Raw genomic sequence first — 14,832 nt, 5'->3', positions numbered from 1 at the left:
GTCTACGGGTCACGGTCCGACCGGCCTGATGGGCCGCTACGCCCCCGTCGGCCGCTCCGGCCCGCCGAACCGCCGCGCCAGGAACTCGTCGAACGTCACGTGGCCGACCGCGCGGTCCGGTGCCAGGTGCTCGCCGCGCCGCAGCCCCCGGTACGCCCTGCCCGGCAGCGGCACCTCGACGATGCGGCGCCGGCGGCCGCTGGCCCGCAGGTAGGAGTGGGCCAGCTCGACGAAGGTACGGATCTCCGGGCCGGCCATGTCCTCCACCCGGTGCGCCGGCGGCCCCGCGGCCAGCCCGGCGAGGCGCGCGGCCGCCTCCGTCACCTCCAGGGGCTGGTCCCGTACCTCCTTGGGCAGCAGCATCACGGGCGGCTTGGCGAGGCCTTCGAACAGCCGGAGGATCAGGTCGTGGAACTGGGTGGTGCGCAGCAGCGTCCAGCCGATGCCCGAGCCCTGGATCATGCGCTCCACCGTGTACTTGGTGCGGTAGTAGCCGAGCGGCACCCGGTCGACGCCGACGATCGAGATGTACAGGAGGTGCGGCACCCCGGCCCGCCGTGCCGCTTCGAGCAGGATCCGCGTGGCGTCCTGGTCGCCGCGCAGGATGTTGCTGCAGTGGACGACCGCGTCCACCCCGTCGACCGCGCGGTCGAGCAGCGGCCCGCCCTGTCGCAGGTCGACCGCGTACGGCGGGGAGTGCCTGCTGAGGACCCGTACGTCGTGGCCGTCCGCGCGCAGCCGCTCGCAGACGGGGCGGCCGAGGGTTCCCGTGCCACCGGTCACCAGGATCGTGCTCATCTCTCCAGACTGACGGCCCCGGCCCCGGTCCGCTACACGCGGGAGGCGCCCGGCGCGCGAACGCCGGGTCCGTCGTCGCGGGGTCCGCCCACACGGCGCTCGGCACACGCGGCGCTCGGCACACGCGGCGCTCGGCACACGCGGCGCTCGGCACACGCGGCGCTCGGCACACGCGGCGCTCGGCACACGCGGCGCTCGGCACACGCGGCGCTCGGCACACACAGCGCTCCGCCCACACAGCGCTCCGCCCACACAGCGCTCCGCACACGCGGCAGTCCGCACACGCGCGGAGCGCCGCGCCCCGGACAGGGGGGCGCGGCGCGGTGGGGGCCCGGCGGCGGCAAGGGCCGTGGGAATCCGCCGCCGGGGGTCTTTCGGGTTTTTCCCAGGGCTGCGTCAGCACTGGGTCAGCAGGGGGTCAGCAGGCGCCGAGGTCCTTCCAGACGCCCCAGTCGCCGGTCGTGCCCGGCGTCTCGTTCTGGGTCCACCACTGGGCCTTGTACTTGCGGCCGTTGTGGGAGACCTCGTTGCCCGCGTTGTAGATCGTGCCGGCCACGTACGCCGGGACCGTGCCGCAGCCCGTGGGCGGCGTCGTCGGAGGCGTGGTCGGGGGAGTGGTCGGCGGGGTCGTCGGCGGAGTGGTGGGAGGCGTGGTCGGCGGGGTGGTGGGCGGGGTCGTCGTACCCGGCTCCACGACCGTCGTGCCGCGCGCCAGGTCGCCGGCGAGGGCGTACGTCGTGCCGTTGATGTTCACCGTCCAGTTGGAGGGGGTGGACACCGGCAGGTAGTAGTTGAACGCCAGGTCGACCGAGGCGCCCGGGGCCAGCGACTGCCAGGCCGGGAGCTTCAGGGAGACGCGGTGGAAGTCGCCCTTCAGGCCGCCCACGTTGGAGCCCGTGTGGTCGCTGCTGATGACCTTGGTGCCGAAGCCCGACTGGTCCGAGGCGTTGGACGGGGCAGAGGTGCCGTAGTCGAACTGGAACTCGGTGCCGCCCGGCAGCGCCGTCGCCGTGTTGTTGGTGATCTTGATCTTCGGGGTGATCGGGTAGTTCGAGTCGCCCAGCTTGAACTCGGTGAACTGGGTGTCGATCTTCACGGCCTGGGTCGGCAGCGTCGCGTTGGACTTCTTGGCGCCGTACGGGGTGGCCGCCTTGAACTTGTCGTACATCAGCGAGGTGAGCGTGGAGCCCATCTCGTACTGGCCCTTGGTGGCGTTCCAGGCGTAGTCGCCGGCCATCTCCCAGACCATCGTGCCGCCGATGCCCTTGTCGACCACGTAGTCGGCCTTGGCGGCCACCGACTGCTCGTCCTCGGTGGAGAGGAAGACCTTCTTCTGCGCGTTCCACAGCCACGGCGCGACCAGGGTCGAGTCGTACTTGCGGGCGTAGGTGCCGGTCAGGGTGGTGTTGGCCGGGAAGCCGTACTGGGTGACGTAGTCGCCGACGATCCCCTTCTCGAGGTTCTTGGCGTGCCACATCGGGTTGGAGCCGGCGGGCGACTCGACACCGTTGGTGTCCTTGTCGTGCCACAGGTTGTCGATGCCGGTGGCGCCGTCACCGCACTTGGTCAGACCGGCGCCGGCCGGGCAGGTGGTCGCGGAGGCCTTGCCCCACAGACCGTCGGTGCCGCCCTGCACGTTCTTGTGGCCGCGGGTGTAGTAGGGCAGGCCGATGTTGATCCGGCCGGCCGGCATCGAGCCGCGGAAGTAGTGGTAGGCCCAGTCGGTGTTGAGGTAGCCGATGTTGCCGTACTGCGCCGAGCCGTAGACGTTGGCGGCGGCGAGCTCGCCGTCCTTGCCGTCGTCGAAGAGGGAGGCGTTGGGACCGACGTACTCGTTCCAGGCGCCGTGCAGGTCGTAGGACATGATGTTGACGTAGTCCAGATACTTCTGCATCTGGAAGGTCTCCATGCCGCGCAGCAGGTAGCCGGAGGAGGGGGCGGCGACGGTCAGCAGGTAGTGCTTGCCGTCGGCGGCGCCCGCCGCGTCGAGCTTCTCGCGCAGGGACTTCATGAGGGCCGCGTAGCCCTGCACGAGTCCGGCGCGGCGCGCGTTCGCGAGCTGCCAGTCGAGCGGGTTGCCGGCGTCCTTCATGGTCGTCGGGTATTCGTAGTCGATGTCGACGCCGTTGAAGCCGTACTTGCGGATGAAGTCGACGGACGAGGCGGCGAAGGTGTCGATCCCGGCCTGGTTGACCGAACCGTCGGCGTTGGTGGCCATCGAGTAGAAGCCGCCGGAGTTCACCCGGTCGCCGTTGTCCGCGAAGTAGCCGCCGGTCTCCGCCCAGCCGCCGACCGAGATCAGCGTCTTGACGTTCGGGTGCTGCTTCTTGAACTTGTTGAGCAGGTTGAAGTGGCCCTTGTAGGAGAACGAGGGGTCCATCTCCGCGCCGGCGACGCCGGGCCAGGTCATCCCGGTGGCCGCGTTGTTCGGACCGTCCGTGCCGACGGAAAGCTTGTTGTCCCCGCCGATGTGACCGAAGGCGTAGTTGATGTGGGTGATCTTCTCCCACGGGATGTCCTTGGCCAGGTACGCGGGCTGGCCGTTCTTGCCGTCGCGCCAGCCGGTGAAGTAGCCGATGACCCGGCGCTGGTGGTCCGCGCCCATCTTCTCGCGGCCCTCGGTGTCGTAGACCGAGCAGTACGGGACGTCGACGCCCGGGGTCTTGTAGAGCCCGTCGGGGCGACAGGACTCGTTGTCGGCCGCGTACGAGACGCCGCCGGAGAGCGAACTGAGCAGCAGCCCGGCGACGGCCGCGCCGGAGGAGAGCAGCGAGGCTCTTTTCGCGGTGGGGGACAACACGATCGGTTCCTCCTGGGGGCGGAGTCCGCCCACGCCCTCAGGGCGTAGGGGGGAGTGATGGAACACAACGAACAAGGGGGTGGGTCGTGTTGGGCCCGTGGAGTGCGCACCCCGCCGGACCGTTCCTAGGAGGTGACACGGAGATTAAGAGGACTAGACCAGTGCGTCAATAGGTCTGGACCAAAGAGGAATCCTGTGGGACTCTGTGAGCCAGACCACAGGATCTCGGCCACATCGCTTCGCGCGGCTCGTGGCACACTGGCCCTGTATCAGCAGCAGCGCACTCCGGGGTCGGTGTAATTCCGAACCGGCGGTATAGTCCGCGACCCGTCCGCAGCCAGCGGCCGGTTGACCAGGTGAAATTCCTGGACCGACGGTGAAAGTCCGGATGGGAGGCAGTGCGCGGCGGGTGACCCTTCCAGGGGTGTGCCGGCCGTACGTCCGCTGGTCGCCGTGTCGTCACCGATCGGCGTACCCAGAGGGCCGTGGCCTCGGCGCACCCTGTGCGAGGCGTCCCACCCGCTCTCTGTCGTCATCGACAGGCCCCGGAGTCCGTGCCCGAAGAGGCAGGAGGACCCGGTGGCCCAGCAGGCCGACATCACCGCCATGCGACGCGCCGTCGAGCTCGCCGCACGCGGTCTCGGCGCCACCAGCCCCAACCCCGTCGTCGGGTGCGTCGTCACCGACGCCTCCGGACACCTGGTCGGCGAAGGCTTCCATCAGCGCGCCGGCGGCCCGCACGCCGAGGTCCACGCCCTGCGCGAGGCCGGAGTCCTGGCCCGCGGCGGCACCGCCTACGTCACCCTCGAACCCTGCAACCACACCGGCCGCACCGGCCCCTGCGCCCAGGCGCTGATCGAGGCCGGGGTCAGCCGGGTCGTGTACGCGGTCGGCGACCCGAACCCGCAGGCCACGGGCGGTGCCGACACCCTGCGCGCCGCCGGCGTGGAGGTCGAGCAGGGCCTCCTGGAGGACGAGGCCCGGGCGGGCAACATCGCCTGGCTCACCTCCGTCCGCCACGGCCGGCCCTTCGTCCGGTGGAAGTACGCCGCCACCCTCGACGGCCGCATCGCCGCCGCCGACGGCACCTCCCGCTGGATCAGCTCCCCGGAGTCCCGCGCCGACGTCCACCGGCTGCGCGCCGAGGCCGACGCCGTCGTCGTCGGCTCCGGCACCGCCCGCGCCGACGACCCCCATCTGGCCGTACGTGGGATCGAGGAGGCCGTGCAGCCCCTGCGGGTCGTCGTCGACACCGAGGCGACCGCCGTGAAGCCCGGCGCCCGGATCCTCGACGACGCGGCCCCCACCCTGATCGCGATCGCCGAGAACGCCGAGAACGCCGAGAACGCTGCGACCGGCCTGCCCGACGTCGTACGCCTCCCCAGGGCCGGGCGCGGCCTGTCCGTACCCGCCCTCCTGGACGCCCTGCACGAGCGCGGCGTCCGCTCCGTCCTCCTCGAAGGCGGCCCCACCCTCGCGGGCGCCTTCGTCGCCGCGGGCGCCGTCGACCAGGTCGTCGGCTACCTCGCCCCGGTCCTCCTCGGCGCGGGCCCGCAGGCCCTCGCCGACGCCGGAATCACCACCATCACCGACGCGTTGCGGCTCGACGTCATCGAGACCGCGCGCATCGGCACCGACATCCGCATCACCGCCACCCCCAAGGAGCGCTGACCGTGTTCACCGGAATCGTCGAAGAACTGGGCGAGGTCGTCGCCGTCGAGCAGCTGGAGGACGCCTCCCGCTTCCGACTGCGCGGCCCCCTGGTCACGGAAGGCGCCCAGCACGGCGACTCCATCGCCGTCAACGGTGTCTGTCTCACGGTCGTCGAGCACGGCGACGGCGAGTTCACCGCCGACGTCATGGCCGAGACCCTCAAGCGGTCCAGCCTCGGCGCCCTCGAAGCGGGCTCCCGCGTCAACCTGGAGCGGCCCATGGCCGTCGGAGACCGCCTCGGCGGCCACATCGTCCAGGGCCACGTCGACGGCACCGGCACCATCCTCGACCGGACCCCGTCCGAGCACTGGGAGATCGTCAAGGTCGGCCTCCCCGCCCACCTCTCCCGCTACGTCGTCGAGAAGGGCTCGGTCACGGTCGACGGCGTCAGCCTCACCGTCGTCGAGGTCGCCGACGACTGGTTCACCATCAGCCTCATCCCCACCACCCTCGCCCTGACCACGCTCGGCATCAAGCAGAGCGGCGACCCGGTCAACCTCGAGGTCGACGTCATCGCCAAGTACGTCGAGCGGCTGCTCGGCCCGAACGCCCAGGAGAACGGCAAGTGAACTGGCTCAACTCCGAGGCGTTCACCGTCCTCGACCAGCACATCAAGTGGTCCGACATGATCGGCAACACGATCGGTCTGATCGCGCTGGCGCTCGGCTGGCGCCGGTCCATATGGACCTGGCCCGCCCAGTTCCTCTCCGGCGTCATCCTCTTCGTCGCCTTCGCCGCCGGACACCTCGCGGGCAGCGCCGGCAAGCAGGTCGTCGTCATGATCGTCGCCGCCTGGGGCTGGGCGCAGTGGAACCGCGGCCGCCAGAACGCCCAGGACGGCTCCATCGCGGTCCGCTTCGCCACCTGGCGCGAGCGCGGCCTGCTGGTCGGCGGAGCCGCCCTCGGCACCGTCGCCGTCGCGATGCTCTTCACCGCCTTCCCGAGCCTGTCCTGGGACCCGTGGCCCGACGCGTACATCTTCGTCGGCACCGTCGTCGCCATGTACGCCCAGTCGCGCGGCATGGTCGAGTTCTGGTTCGCCTGGCTCCTCGTCGACCTGGTCGGCGTCCCGCTGAACTTCGCCAACGGCTATGCCTTCTCCGGCTTCGTCTACATCATCTACGGCGCACTCGTCCTCTGGGGCATGCGCGACTGGTGGCTGCGCTCCCGCGCCACCACAGTCCTGGAAGGAGCCCACGCATGAGCGCGATTCCCCTCTGGGACGCCACCGACCTCGCCCTCGACCCCGTCGAGCAGGCCATCCGCGACATCGCCGCCGGCCGCCCCGTCGTCGTCGTCGACGACGAGGACCGCGAGAACGAGGGCGACCTCGTCATCGCCGCCGAGAAGGCGACCCCCGAGATCGTCGCCTTCATGATGAGCGAGTGCCGCGGACTGATCTGCGCGCCCATGGAGGACGAGGAGCTGGAGCGCCTCCAGCTCCCGCAGATGGTCGAGCACAACACCGAGTCGATGCGGACCGCCTTCACCGTCTCCGTCGACGCGTCCCCCGCCCACGGCGTCACCACCGGCATCTCCGCCGCCGACCGCGCCACCACCCTGCGCATGCTGGCGAGCGGCAGCCACGAGCCGACCGACTTCGTCCGCCCCGGCCACATCTTCCCGCTGCGCGCCAAGGCCGGCGGCGTCCTCGTCCGCAACGGCCACACCGAGGCCGCCGTCGACCTCGCCCGCCTCGCGGGCCTCCGCCCGGCCGGCGCGATCGTCGAGATCGCCGGCGAGGACGGCGTCATGCTGCGCCTGCCCGAGCTGGTGCCCTTCGCCCGCAAGCACGGCCTCACGATCATCTCCATCGAGGACCTGATCGCCTACCGGCGCTCCGCCGAGCCGACCGTCCGCCGCGAGGCCGAGGTCCAGCTCCCCACCGCACACGGCGACTTCACCGCGTACGGCTACCGCTCCACCGTCGACGGCGTCGAGCACGTCGCCCTCGTCCACGGCGAGATCGGCGACGGCGAGGACCTCCTCGTGCGCGTCCACTCCGAGTGCCTGACCGGCGACATCTTCCACTCGCTGCGCTGCGACTGCGGCCCCCAGCTCCAGGCCTCCATGGACCGGATCACCGAGGCGGGCCGCGGCGTCGTCGTCTACCTCCGGGGCCACGAGGGCCGCGGCATCGGCCTGCTCTCCAAGCTCCGCGCGTACGAGCTCCAGGAGCAGGGCCGCGACACCCTCGACGCCAACCTGGAACTCGGCCTGCCCGCCGACGCCCGGGACTACGCGGCCGGCGCGCAGATCCTCGCCGACCTCGGCGTCCGGAGCCTGCGCCTGATGACCAACAACCCCGACAAGATCGACGCCCTCACCCGGCACGGCCTCACCGTCGAGGGCCGCGAGCCGATGCCCGTCACGGCCGGCGAGCACAACCTCCGCTACCTGCGCACCAAGCGGGACCGGATGGGCCACGACCTGCCCTGGCTGGACGGCTCCCCGGCCTCCACCTGCGGCAACCAGTAATCACGTACGTATCCACCGGCAAGGAGAAACATGAGCGGCAAGGGCGCACCCGTCCTCAGCGTGAAGAACTGCGGCGACCTGCGGGTCGCGGTCATCGCGGCCCAGTGGCACGAGAAGATCATGGACGGCCTCGTCGACGGCGCCCTGCGCGCCCTCGCTGAGCTCGGCATCGACGAGCCGACGCTGCTGCGCGTCCCCGGCAGCTTCGAGCTCCCGGTCGTGGCGAAGGTCCTCGCCGGGCGCGGTTACGATGCCATCGTCGCGCTCGGAGTCGTCATCCGCGGCGGAACCCCGCACTTCGAGTACGTGTGCCAGGGCGTGACCCACGGCCTCACCCAGGTCTCGATCGACACCGGCGTACCCGTCGGATTCGGCGTCCTCACCGTCGACAACGAAGAGCAGGCCCTCGACCGGGCCGGCCTCGAAGGCTCCTCCGAGGACAAGGGCCACGAAGCGGTCACCGCCGCTGTCGCCACCGCCACCACACTGCGCACGGTCAGCGAACCCTGGCGCTAGGTAGCACGCCCCCACCCCGTACTCTTAGGACCATCATGGCGAACGAAACCCGGAAGAGCTTCGAAGAGCTCTTCGACGAGCTCAAGCTCAAGGCAGAGACCGGCGACCCGGCCACCTCGCGCACCGCGGAACTGGTGGGCAAGGGCGTCCATGCCATCGGCAAGAAGGTCGTCGAGGAGGCCGCCGAGGTCTGGATGGCCGCCGAGTACGAGGGCAAGGAAGCGGCCGCCGAGGAGATCTCGCAGCTGCTGTACCACGTGCAGGTGATGATGGTCGCCCGCGGGATCTCGCTCGACGACGTCTACGCCCACCTCTGAGCACACCCGTCCCACCGTTCCGAAAACTCCCAGGCAAAGGAAGCTCACCTCATGCTGCGCATCGCCGTTCCCAACAAGGGTTCCCTCTCCGGACCTGCGTCGGCAATGCTCCATGAGGCGGGCTACCGGCAGCGCAAGGAGTCCAAGGAGCTCGTGGTCATCGACCCCGACAACGAGGTCGAGTTCTTCTACCTGCGGCCGAAGGACATCGCGATCTACGTCGCCTCCGGGAAGCTGGACATCGGCATCACCGGCCGTGACCTGCTCCTGGACTCCGGAGCCAGCGCCGAGGAGATCCTCGCGCTGAACTTCGGCCGCTCCACCTTCCGCTACGCCACCAGGCCGGGCACGGCGAACGGCCCGGAGGACTTCGGTGGCATGACCATCGCGACCTCCTACGAGGGCATCGTCGCCAAGCACCTCGCCGACCAGGGCATCGACGCCTCCGTCGTCCACCTGGACGGCGCGGTCGAGACCGCGATCCAGCTCGGTGTCGCCCAGGTCATCGCCGACGTCGTGGAGACCGGTACCAGCCTGCGCAACGCGGGCCTGGAGGTCATCGGCGAGCCGATCCTCACCTCCGAGGCCGTCGTCGTCCGCCGCCACGGCGCCGCCGACGACAACCCGCAGGTGCAGCAGTTCATGCGGCGCCTCCAGGGCGTCCTGGTCGCCCGCTCGTACGTGATGATGGACTACGACTGCCGCGCCGAGCACCTGGAGCAGGCCGTCGCCCTCACCCCGGGCCTCGAGTCGCCGACCGTCTCCCCGCTGCACAACGAGGGCTGGGTCGCCGTCCGAGCGATGGTCCCCGCCAAGGAGGCGCAGCGGATCATGGACGACCTGTACGAGATCGGCGCGCGCGCCATCCTCACCACCGCCATCCACGCCTGCCGCCTCTGACGGCCGCCCAGCCGGTACCACCCCCCGAGGCACGGAGGAAGCCCCCGATGTCCGATGCACCGCTGCCCGCCCTTCCGGTCACCTTCCGTCCCGGGCGGACCCGGGCGGTCCTGCTGACCCTGAGCGTCACGATGTTCGTCGTCGTCACCGTCGTGGCGCTGATGCTGGAGCGGCTGGGTCCGGGGGAGCGCGCCAGCTTCGTCTTCACGGCCGCGCTGCTCTCCGGGATCCTCGTCCTGCTGAGCCGCCCCAAGGTCGTCGCCGACGACGAGGGCGTCACGGTCGTCAACATCACCCGGACCCGGCGGCTGGCCTGGGCGGAGATCGTCAAGGTCAACCTCCGCCCCGGCGACGCCTGGGTCTTCCTCGACCTGAGCGACGGCACCAGCCTGCCGGCGCTCGGCATCCAGCCCGGAATCGCCAGGGAAGCGGCCATCCGGGACGCCCGTGCCCTGCGGGCCCTGGCCGACAGCCGCGGGACGGTCGCGGAGCGGGTCTGACACCCGGCCTGGCGGTCGTACGAGGACCGGAAGGCGAACGGATCCCGGGCGGGAGAACCCGGATCCGTCCCCCATCCGGGTCGGACCCCCTGCCCCCCGGGGCGTTGGCGTGACTACTCTGGAGGCGGTGGTGCCCGAGCGGCACCACCGCCTCGCGTGTGCAGGGCCGCGTCTTCACGGCCCGCGGGGCCGCCCTTCGACCCGAGGAGTGACTCCCTCCAGCAATGGACGGATCGTCCGGTAGTACCTGCGCCGCCCCCTCCCAGGAGGCGGCGGCATGATCATCTCCCTTCTGCTGCTCGCCGCGGCCTTTCTCCTGATCCTCGCCAACGGCTTCTTCGTGGCCGCCGAGTTCGGTCTCGTGACCGTCGAGCGCGCCGAGGCCGAGCGAGCCGCGGCAGCCGGCGACCGGCGCGCCCGCACCGTCGTCACCGCCCTGCGCGAGCTGTCCTTCCAGCTCTCCGGAACCCAGCTCGGCATCACGCTCACCTCGCTCGTCGTCGGCATGCTCGCGCAGCCCGCGCTCGCCGGCCTGCTGGACGGGCCCCTCACCGCGACCGGCCTGCCCGAAGGGGCCGTCTCCGGCGTGGCGGTGGTGGTCGGGATGCTGCTCGCCTCCGCCGTCCAGATGGTGGTCGGCGAGCTCGTACCGAAGAACTGGGCGGTCTCCCGGCCGCTCCAGGTCGCCCGCTTCGTCGCCACCCCGCAGCGCCGCTTCTCCGCGCTCTTCCGCCCGGTGATCGCCCTGCTCAATCGCGTCGCCAACCGGCTCGTACGGCTCCTGGGCGTCGAGCCCACCGAGGAGCTGGACTCCGTCCGGACCCCCGGCGAGCTCGTCTCGCTCGCCCGGCACTCCGCCCTGGCCGGCGCGCTCGAACAGGACACCGCGGACCTCTTCGTACGGACGCTCTCCCTCGGCGGCCTCACGGCCGGCCAGGTCATGACCCCACGCGTGAAGGTGAGCGCCCTCCAGTGGGACGCCACCGCGGCCGACGTCCTCAACCTCACCCGGGCCACCGGCCTCTCGCGGTTCCCGGTCTACCGAGACCGCATCGACGAGATCGTCGGCATGGTCCACCTCAAGGACGCCCTCGCCGTCACCCCGCACGCCCGGCTGCGCACCCCCGTCGGCCGGATCGCGGTCCCGCCGCTCCTCGTCCCCGAGACGCTGCCCGCCCAGGCCCTCCTGGAGCAGCTGCGCAGGGAGCAGCCGATCGCCGTCGTCGTCGACGAGTACGGCGGTACGGCCGGCGTCGTCACCCTGGAGGACATCGTCGAGGAGCTCGTCGGCGAGGTGCGCGACGAGCACGACACCCCCGCCGACGGCCACCCCGAGCTGGCCGCCGCCCCCGCCGAGGACGGCCGCCCCGCCTGGGAGGCCGACGGATCCTGCCGGGTCCACACCCTGCGCCGGATAGGCCTCGACGTGCCCGACGGGCCGTACGAGACCGTCGCCGGGCTCGTCGCCGACCTCCTCGGGCGCATCCCCGCCCCGGGCGACCGCGCCGAGCTCCCCGGCTGGCGGCTCTCGGTGCGCCAGGTCGACCGCTACCGGGCCGGGCGCGTCCGGCTCGTGCGCACCGGCCCTGAGCCGGAGCCGGGTCACGCCCCGGTCCTCGACCGGGGCAACCGGTCGGCACCGGCCCCGGCCCCGGAGCCGTACGCCGATCCGCTCGCGACGGACACCGGCGCCCCGCTCGTCGCGGAGGGCGTCCGATGAGCACGCTCCAGCTGCTGTTCGCCCTCGTCCTCGTACTGGCCAACGGCTTCTTCGTCGGGGCCGAGTTCGCGCTCGTCTCCGTCCGCCGCAGCCAGATCGAACCGCTCGCCGGCGCCCGCGCCCAGCAGGTCCTGCACGGTCTGGAGAACCTGCCGCAGATGATGGCGGCTGCCCAGTTCGGCATCACCGTCTGCTCGCTGACCCTCGGCGCCGTCGCCGAACCGACGGTGGCCCGGCTCCTCGAACCGGTCTTCCACACGGTCGGCGTCCCCGAGGGCCTGATCCACCCGCTCGGATACGTCATCGCCCTCGCCGCGGTCGTCTTCCTCCACCTCGTCATCGGCGAGATGGTCCCGAAGAACCTGGCGATGGCCGCGCCCGAGCGGACCGCGCTCTGGCTCGCCCCGGCACTGGTCGGCTTCGCCCGGCTCTGCCGGCCGGTCACGGCCGCGCTGGGCGCCTGCGCCCGGCTCGTCCTGCGGGCGTTCAAGGTCGAGCCGAAGGACGAGGTGGAGGCGGTCTTCACCCGGACGCAGCTCGGCCGGCTCGTCGAGGACGCCGGCCAGGCCGGGCTGCTCGACCCGGCCGAGCAGGAGCGCCTGGAGGACGCCCTCGAACTGGGCAGCCGCCCGGTGACGGACGTCCTCATCGCCCAGTCCTCCCTGGTGACGGTCCCGCCGTCCGTCACCCCGCGCGAGATCGAGGACCTGACCGTACGGACCGGCTACTCGCGCTTCCCGGTCCGCGCCGAGGCGCGCGGCACCTTCATGGGCTTCGTGCACGTGAAGGACGTCCTCGACCTGGAGGACCGGGAGCGGGCCGTACCGCACCAGCTGTGGCGGCCCATGGCGACGCTCCGCGCCGAGCTGCCCCTCGACGACGCCCTCACCGTGATGCGCAGGGCCGCGACCCATCTGGCGCAGGTCGCGGACGGCTCGGGCCGGGTCCTCGGCCTGGTCGCCCTGGAGGACGTCCTGGAGATGCTGGTGGGCGAAGTCCGTGACCCCGCCCACCGGCTGCCCGTGGGTCAGTAGCCCGGGGGCTCCTGCTGCGGGCCGCGGTCGATCGGACCGCGGCCCGACAGGACCTCGCCGTACGCCTGCATGAGGTCGGCGAGCCGGAGGGTCGCGAGGTCGTCCCGGGTCGGTGTACCCGGGTAGCCGGAGAGCCGCAGGTCCCGGTAGGCGCAGGACTTCTCGTACAGGGTGCGCAGGAAGCGGCCGTTGCCCAGCTCGTCGATCCAGCCCTGCTCGACGACGTGTCCGCTGATCGAGCGGAGCTCGTCCCGGGCCTCGTCGTCCCAGCCGTCGCCGTTGGCCGCCGCCAGGACCGCGCCGATCGCGGTGAGTTCGAGCGGCCGGTACGAGGGGAAGTCGACCCGCGTGGTGAAGCGGGAGGACAGGCCGGGGTTCGTGCTGAGCAGCCGGTCCATGCCCTCGGGGTAGCCGGCCAGGATGACCACCAGATGGTCGCGGTTGTCCTCGGCCCGCTTGAGCAGGACCTGGAGGGCTTCGTCGCCGTAGGCGTCGCCCTTGCTGTAGCCCGTGTTGGAGAGCGCGTACGCCTCGTCGACGAAGAGCACCCCGCCGAGGGCCGAGTCGATGAGCTCGTTGGCCTTGACCGCCGTCTGGCCGAGGAACTCTCCGACGAGGTCGGCCCGTTGGGCCTCCACGAGGTGGTCGCCGCCGAGCAGCCCGAGGGCGTAGAAGACCCGGCCCAGAATCCGGGCGACCGTGGTCTTGCCGGTCCCGGACGGGCCGGAGAAGACGAAGTGGCGCTTAGGAGGCTGGACGGGGAGCCCCTGTTCGGCGCGCAGCCGTGCCATCTCCAGCTGCGCGGAGAGCGCCTTGACCTGCCGCTTCACCGGGTCGAGCCCGACCATGCCCTCCAGCTCGGCGAGCGCCTCCGCGAGCAGGACGGGGTCGGTGGGCCCGGCGGGGAAGCGCGGCGGCCCCGGCTGCCCGGGCAAAGACGCCTTCTGCCGTACGGTCTCGGGCGGAGCGACGGGAACGACCGGCGGTGCGGGCTCCGGCGCGAGCCGCAGTCCGTCGCCCAGCGCCCCGGCTTCCGGGTCCGGGCCGGGCGCGGTGTCCACGGTCTCCTGGCCGAGACCGCCGCCGACGGTGCCGAGGGCGACCGTCGCGAGGCCGGACGGGTCGTCCACGCCGTCGTACCCCTCGAAGCCGTCGTACTCGGCGATGGCCGCGAGCCGGGCGGCCGTGTCCATGAAAGCCGGGTCGATCCGGTGCACGGCCCGGTAGAGCGGCAGCGCCGCAGCGCTGCGCCCGGTGCCCTCGTGGGCGCGGGCGAGCCAGTAGCGGAGCTCCTTGCGCTGCGGCTGCTCGCTGCGGCAGCGCATCAGCGAGGCCGAGAGCAGCGGCTCGGCCTGGCCGTACATCTCCAGGCGGACCCGGGCCATGCCGCCGAAGAGGCCCGCCTCGATGCCGAGCAACGGGTCGTCGACGAGGGTCTCCGTATGGCGGACGAGCTGGTCCCAGTCCTTGACGAGATAGGCGCGGCAGGCGTGCAGGAAGCGGACCTGCGGGTCGGTGTCGACCGGGGGGAGTCCGGCGAGCGCCCGGTCCAGCTCCGGCACGTGGCGGCCGTCGAGCCAGTGGGAGGCGTGGGCGAGCAGGAGGTCACGCGGCTTCTCCAGGACGGGCTGCACCCACCAGCCCAGCCAGTACCAGGAGTTCAGCGTGCGGCGGTGCCGGGTGCGCTGCTCGCCGAAGCGCTCCCGGTTGCGGTACATGCGCAGCAGCGCGGTCGTGGTGTCGACCCGGAGCGCGTGTAACCCGAGCCAGGCGTCCGCCATCCCGGGGTCGATCCGTACCGCCGTCCGGAACTCGTCCTCCGCCTGCGGATAGGCGCCCATCGTGTAGGCGTCGACTCCGCGCAGCCAGGCGAGCTCGGCGGGGGCAAGCGAGCCCTGCGTGCCGATGTCCATCGGGTCCCCCACAACCGTCTTCGCATGGACGGGATTTGACCGCACCTGGGGGCATCGTACCTGCGCAGGGGGTGTGCGCTTAAGGAGAAGCGCATGATCCGGAAGCAGTGACCCTGGGTGAGCGTCGGGGGGCGCGAGGGGGC

The 14,832-nt window shown here is 71.7% G+C and carries 13 protein-coding genes and 1 riboswitch; of the genes, 10 read left to right on the top strand and 3 right to left on the bottom strand.

The annotated features are described in order from the left end of the window. Nucleotides 1-36 precede the first annotated feature (36 nt). A complete protein-coding gene (locus IE124_RS30555; protein ID WP_189512627.1) occupies nucleotides 37-798 on the bottom strand; it encodes an SDR family oxidoreductase in 762 nt (253 codons plus the stop codon). 418 nt (nucleotides 799-1,216) lie between these two features. Beyond that, entirely contained in the window at nucleotides 1,217-3,598 is a 2,382-nt protein-coding gene (locus IE124_RS30550; protein ID WP_189512624.1) for a chitinase C-terminal domain-containing protein, read from the bottom strand. Nucleotides 3,599-3,874: 276 nt separating this feature from the next. After that, nucleotides 3,875-4,004, top strand: a riboswitch (FMN riboswitch). A 173-nt stretch (nucleotides 4,005-4,177) separates the two neighbouring features. Between IE124_RS30550 and ribD the strand changes: the two genes are divergently transcribed. The 10 genes from ribD (at nucleotide 4,178) to IE124_RS30500 (ending at nucleotide 12,776) form a co-directional block, all read left to right on the top strand. Continuing rightward, nucleotides 4,178-5,269, top strand: a complete 1,092-nt coding sequence (ribD, locus tag IE124_RS30545; RefSeq protein WP_189512621.1) for a bifunctional diaminohydroxyphosphoribosylaminopyrimidine deaminase/5-amino-6-(5-phosphoribosylamino)uracil reductase RibD — start codon at nucleotides 4,178-4,180, stop codon at nucleotides 5,267-5,269. Between the two features lie 2 nt (nucleotides 5,270-5,271). Further along, complete coding sequence (locus IE124_RS30540; RefSeq protein WP_189512618.1) at nucleotides 5,272-5,880, top strand: riboflavin synthase; 609 nt, start codon at nucleotides 5,272-5,274, stop codon at nucleotides 5,878-5,880. Then, complete coding sequence (locus tag IE124_RS30535) at nucleotides 5,877-6,515, top strand: nicotinamide mononucleotide transporter family protein (protein WP_189512615.1); 639 nt, start codon at nucleotides 5,877-5,879, stop codon at nucleotides 6,513-6,515. Before IE124_RS30540 ends, IE124_RS30535 begins: the two co-directional genes overlap by 4 nt. Then, nucleotides 6,512-7,789, top strand: a complete 1,278-nt coding sequence (locus IE124_RS30530) for a bifunctional 3,4-dihydroxy-2-butanone-4-phosphate synthase/GTP cyclohydrolase II (protein ID WP_189512612.1) — start codon at nucleotides 6,512-6,514, stop codon at nucleotides 7,787-7,789. The genes IE124_RS30535 and IE124_RS30530 overlap by 4 nt, the downstream gene beginning before the upstream one ends. 30 nt (nucleotides 7,790-7,819) lie before the next feature. Beyond that, complete coding sequence (gene ribH, locus IE124_RS30525; protein ID WP_189512609.1) at nucleotides 7,820-8,305, top strand: 6,7-dimethyl-8-ribityllumazine synthase; 486 nt, start codon at nucleotides 7,820-7,822, stop codon at nucleotides 8,303-8,305. A gap of 35 nt (nucleotides 8,306-8,340) precedes the next feature. After that, a complete protein-coding gene (locus IE124_RS30520) occupies nucleotides 8,341-8,622 on the top strand; it encodes a phosphoribosyl-ATP diphosphatase (protein WP_030493648.1) in 282 nt (93 codons plus the stop codon). A gap of 51 nt (nucleotides 8,623-8,673) precedes the next feature. Then, on the top strand, nucleotides 8,674-9,522 hold the full coding sequence (gene hisG, locus IE124_RS30515; RefSeq protein ID WP_189512606.1) for an ATP phosphoribosyltransferase: 849 nt from the start codon (nucleotides 8,674-8,676) through the stop codon (nucleotides 9,520-9,522). 47 nt (nucleotides 9,523-9,569) lie between these two features. Then, nucleotides 9,570-10,022: a PH domain-containing protein gene (locus tag IE124_RS30510; RefSeq protein WP_189512603.1), complete on the top strand. Its 453-nt coding sequence runs from the start codon at nucleotides 9,570-9,572 to the stop codon at nucleotides 10,020-10,022. A gap of 277 nt (nucleotides 10,023-10,299) precedes the next feature. Next, nucleotides 10,300-11,742 (top strand): hemolysin family protein, encoded by a 1,443-nt coding sequence (locus IE124_RS30505; RefSeq protein WP_229833036.1) that lies wholly within the window; start codon nucleotides 10,300-10,302, stop codon nucleotides 11,740-11,742. Beyond that, entirely contained in the window at nucleotides 11,739-12,776 is a 1,038-nt protein-coding gene (locus IE124_RS30500; protein WP_189512601.1) for a hemolysin family protein, read from the top strand. Before IE124_RS30505 ends, IE124_RS30500 begins: the two co-directional genes overlap by 4 nt. On the opposite strand, the gene IE124_RS30495 is transcribed toward IE124_RS30500, so the two are convergent. Then, nucleotides 12,770-14,689 carry an AAA family ATPase gene (locus tag IE124_RS30495; protein WP_189512598.1) on the bottom strand — a complete coding sequence of 640 codons (1,920 nt, stop codon included), beginning with the start codon at nucleotides 14,687-14,689 and terminating at the stop codon, nucleotides 12,770-12,772. The two genes, IE124_RS30500 and IE124_RS30495, sit on opposite strands and share 7 nt — an antisense overlap. Nucleotides 14,690-14,832: the final 143 nt, after the last annotated feature.

The sequence above is a fragment of the Streptomyces narbonensis genome (assembly GCF_014649015.1).
Lineage (GTDB): Bacteria > Actinomycetota > Actinomycetes > Streptomycetales > Streptomycetaceae > Streptomyces > Streptomyces narbonensis.
Note: the sequence above shows the minus strand (reverse complement) of the source record. Positions and strands in the feature narration are given on the sequence as shown.

Bases quoted from the DNA above. Each gene is read 5' to 3' on its own strand.
- IE124_RS30555 (WP_189512627.1), bottom strand. From the start codon at position 798: ATGAGCACGATCCTGGTGACCGGTGGCACGGGAACCCTCGGCCGCCCC.
- IE124_RS30510 (WP_189512603.1), top strand. From the start codon at position 9,570: ATGTCCGATGCACCGCTGCCCGCCCTTCCGGTCACCTTCCGTCCCGGG.
- IE124_RS30500 (WP_189512601.1), top strand. From the start codon at position 11,739: ATGAGCACGCTCCAGCTGCTGTTCGCCCTCGTCCTCGTACTGGCCAAC.
- hisG (WP_189512606.1), top strand. From the start codon at position 8,674: ATGCTGCGCATCGCCGTTCCCAACAAGGGTTCCCTCTCCGGACCTGCG.
- IE124_RS30530 (WP_189512612.1), top strand. From the start codon at position 6,512: ATGAGCGCGATTCCCCTCTGGGACGCCACCGACCTCGCCCTCGACCCC.
- ribH (WP_189512609.1), top strand. From the start codon at position 7,820: ATGAGCGGCAAGGGCGCACCCGTCCTCAGCGTGAAGAACTGCGGCGAC.
- IE124_RS30495 (WP_189512598.1), bottom strand. From the start codon at position 14,689: ATGGACATCGGCACGCAGGGCTCGCTTGCCCCCGCCGAGCTCGCCTGG.
- IE124_RS30505 (WP_229833036.1), top strand. From the start codon at position 10,300: ATGATCATCTCCCTTCTGCTGCTCGCCGCGGCCTTTCTCCTGATCCTC.
- IE124_RS30520 (WP_030493648.1), top strand. From the start codon at position 8,341: ATGGCGAACGAAACCCGGAAGAGCTTCGAAGAGCTCTTCGACGAGCTC.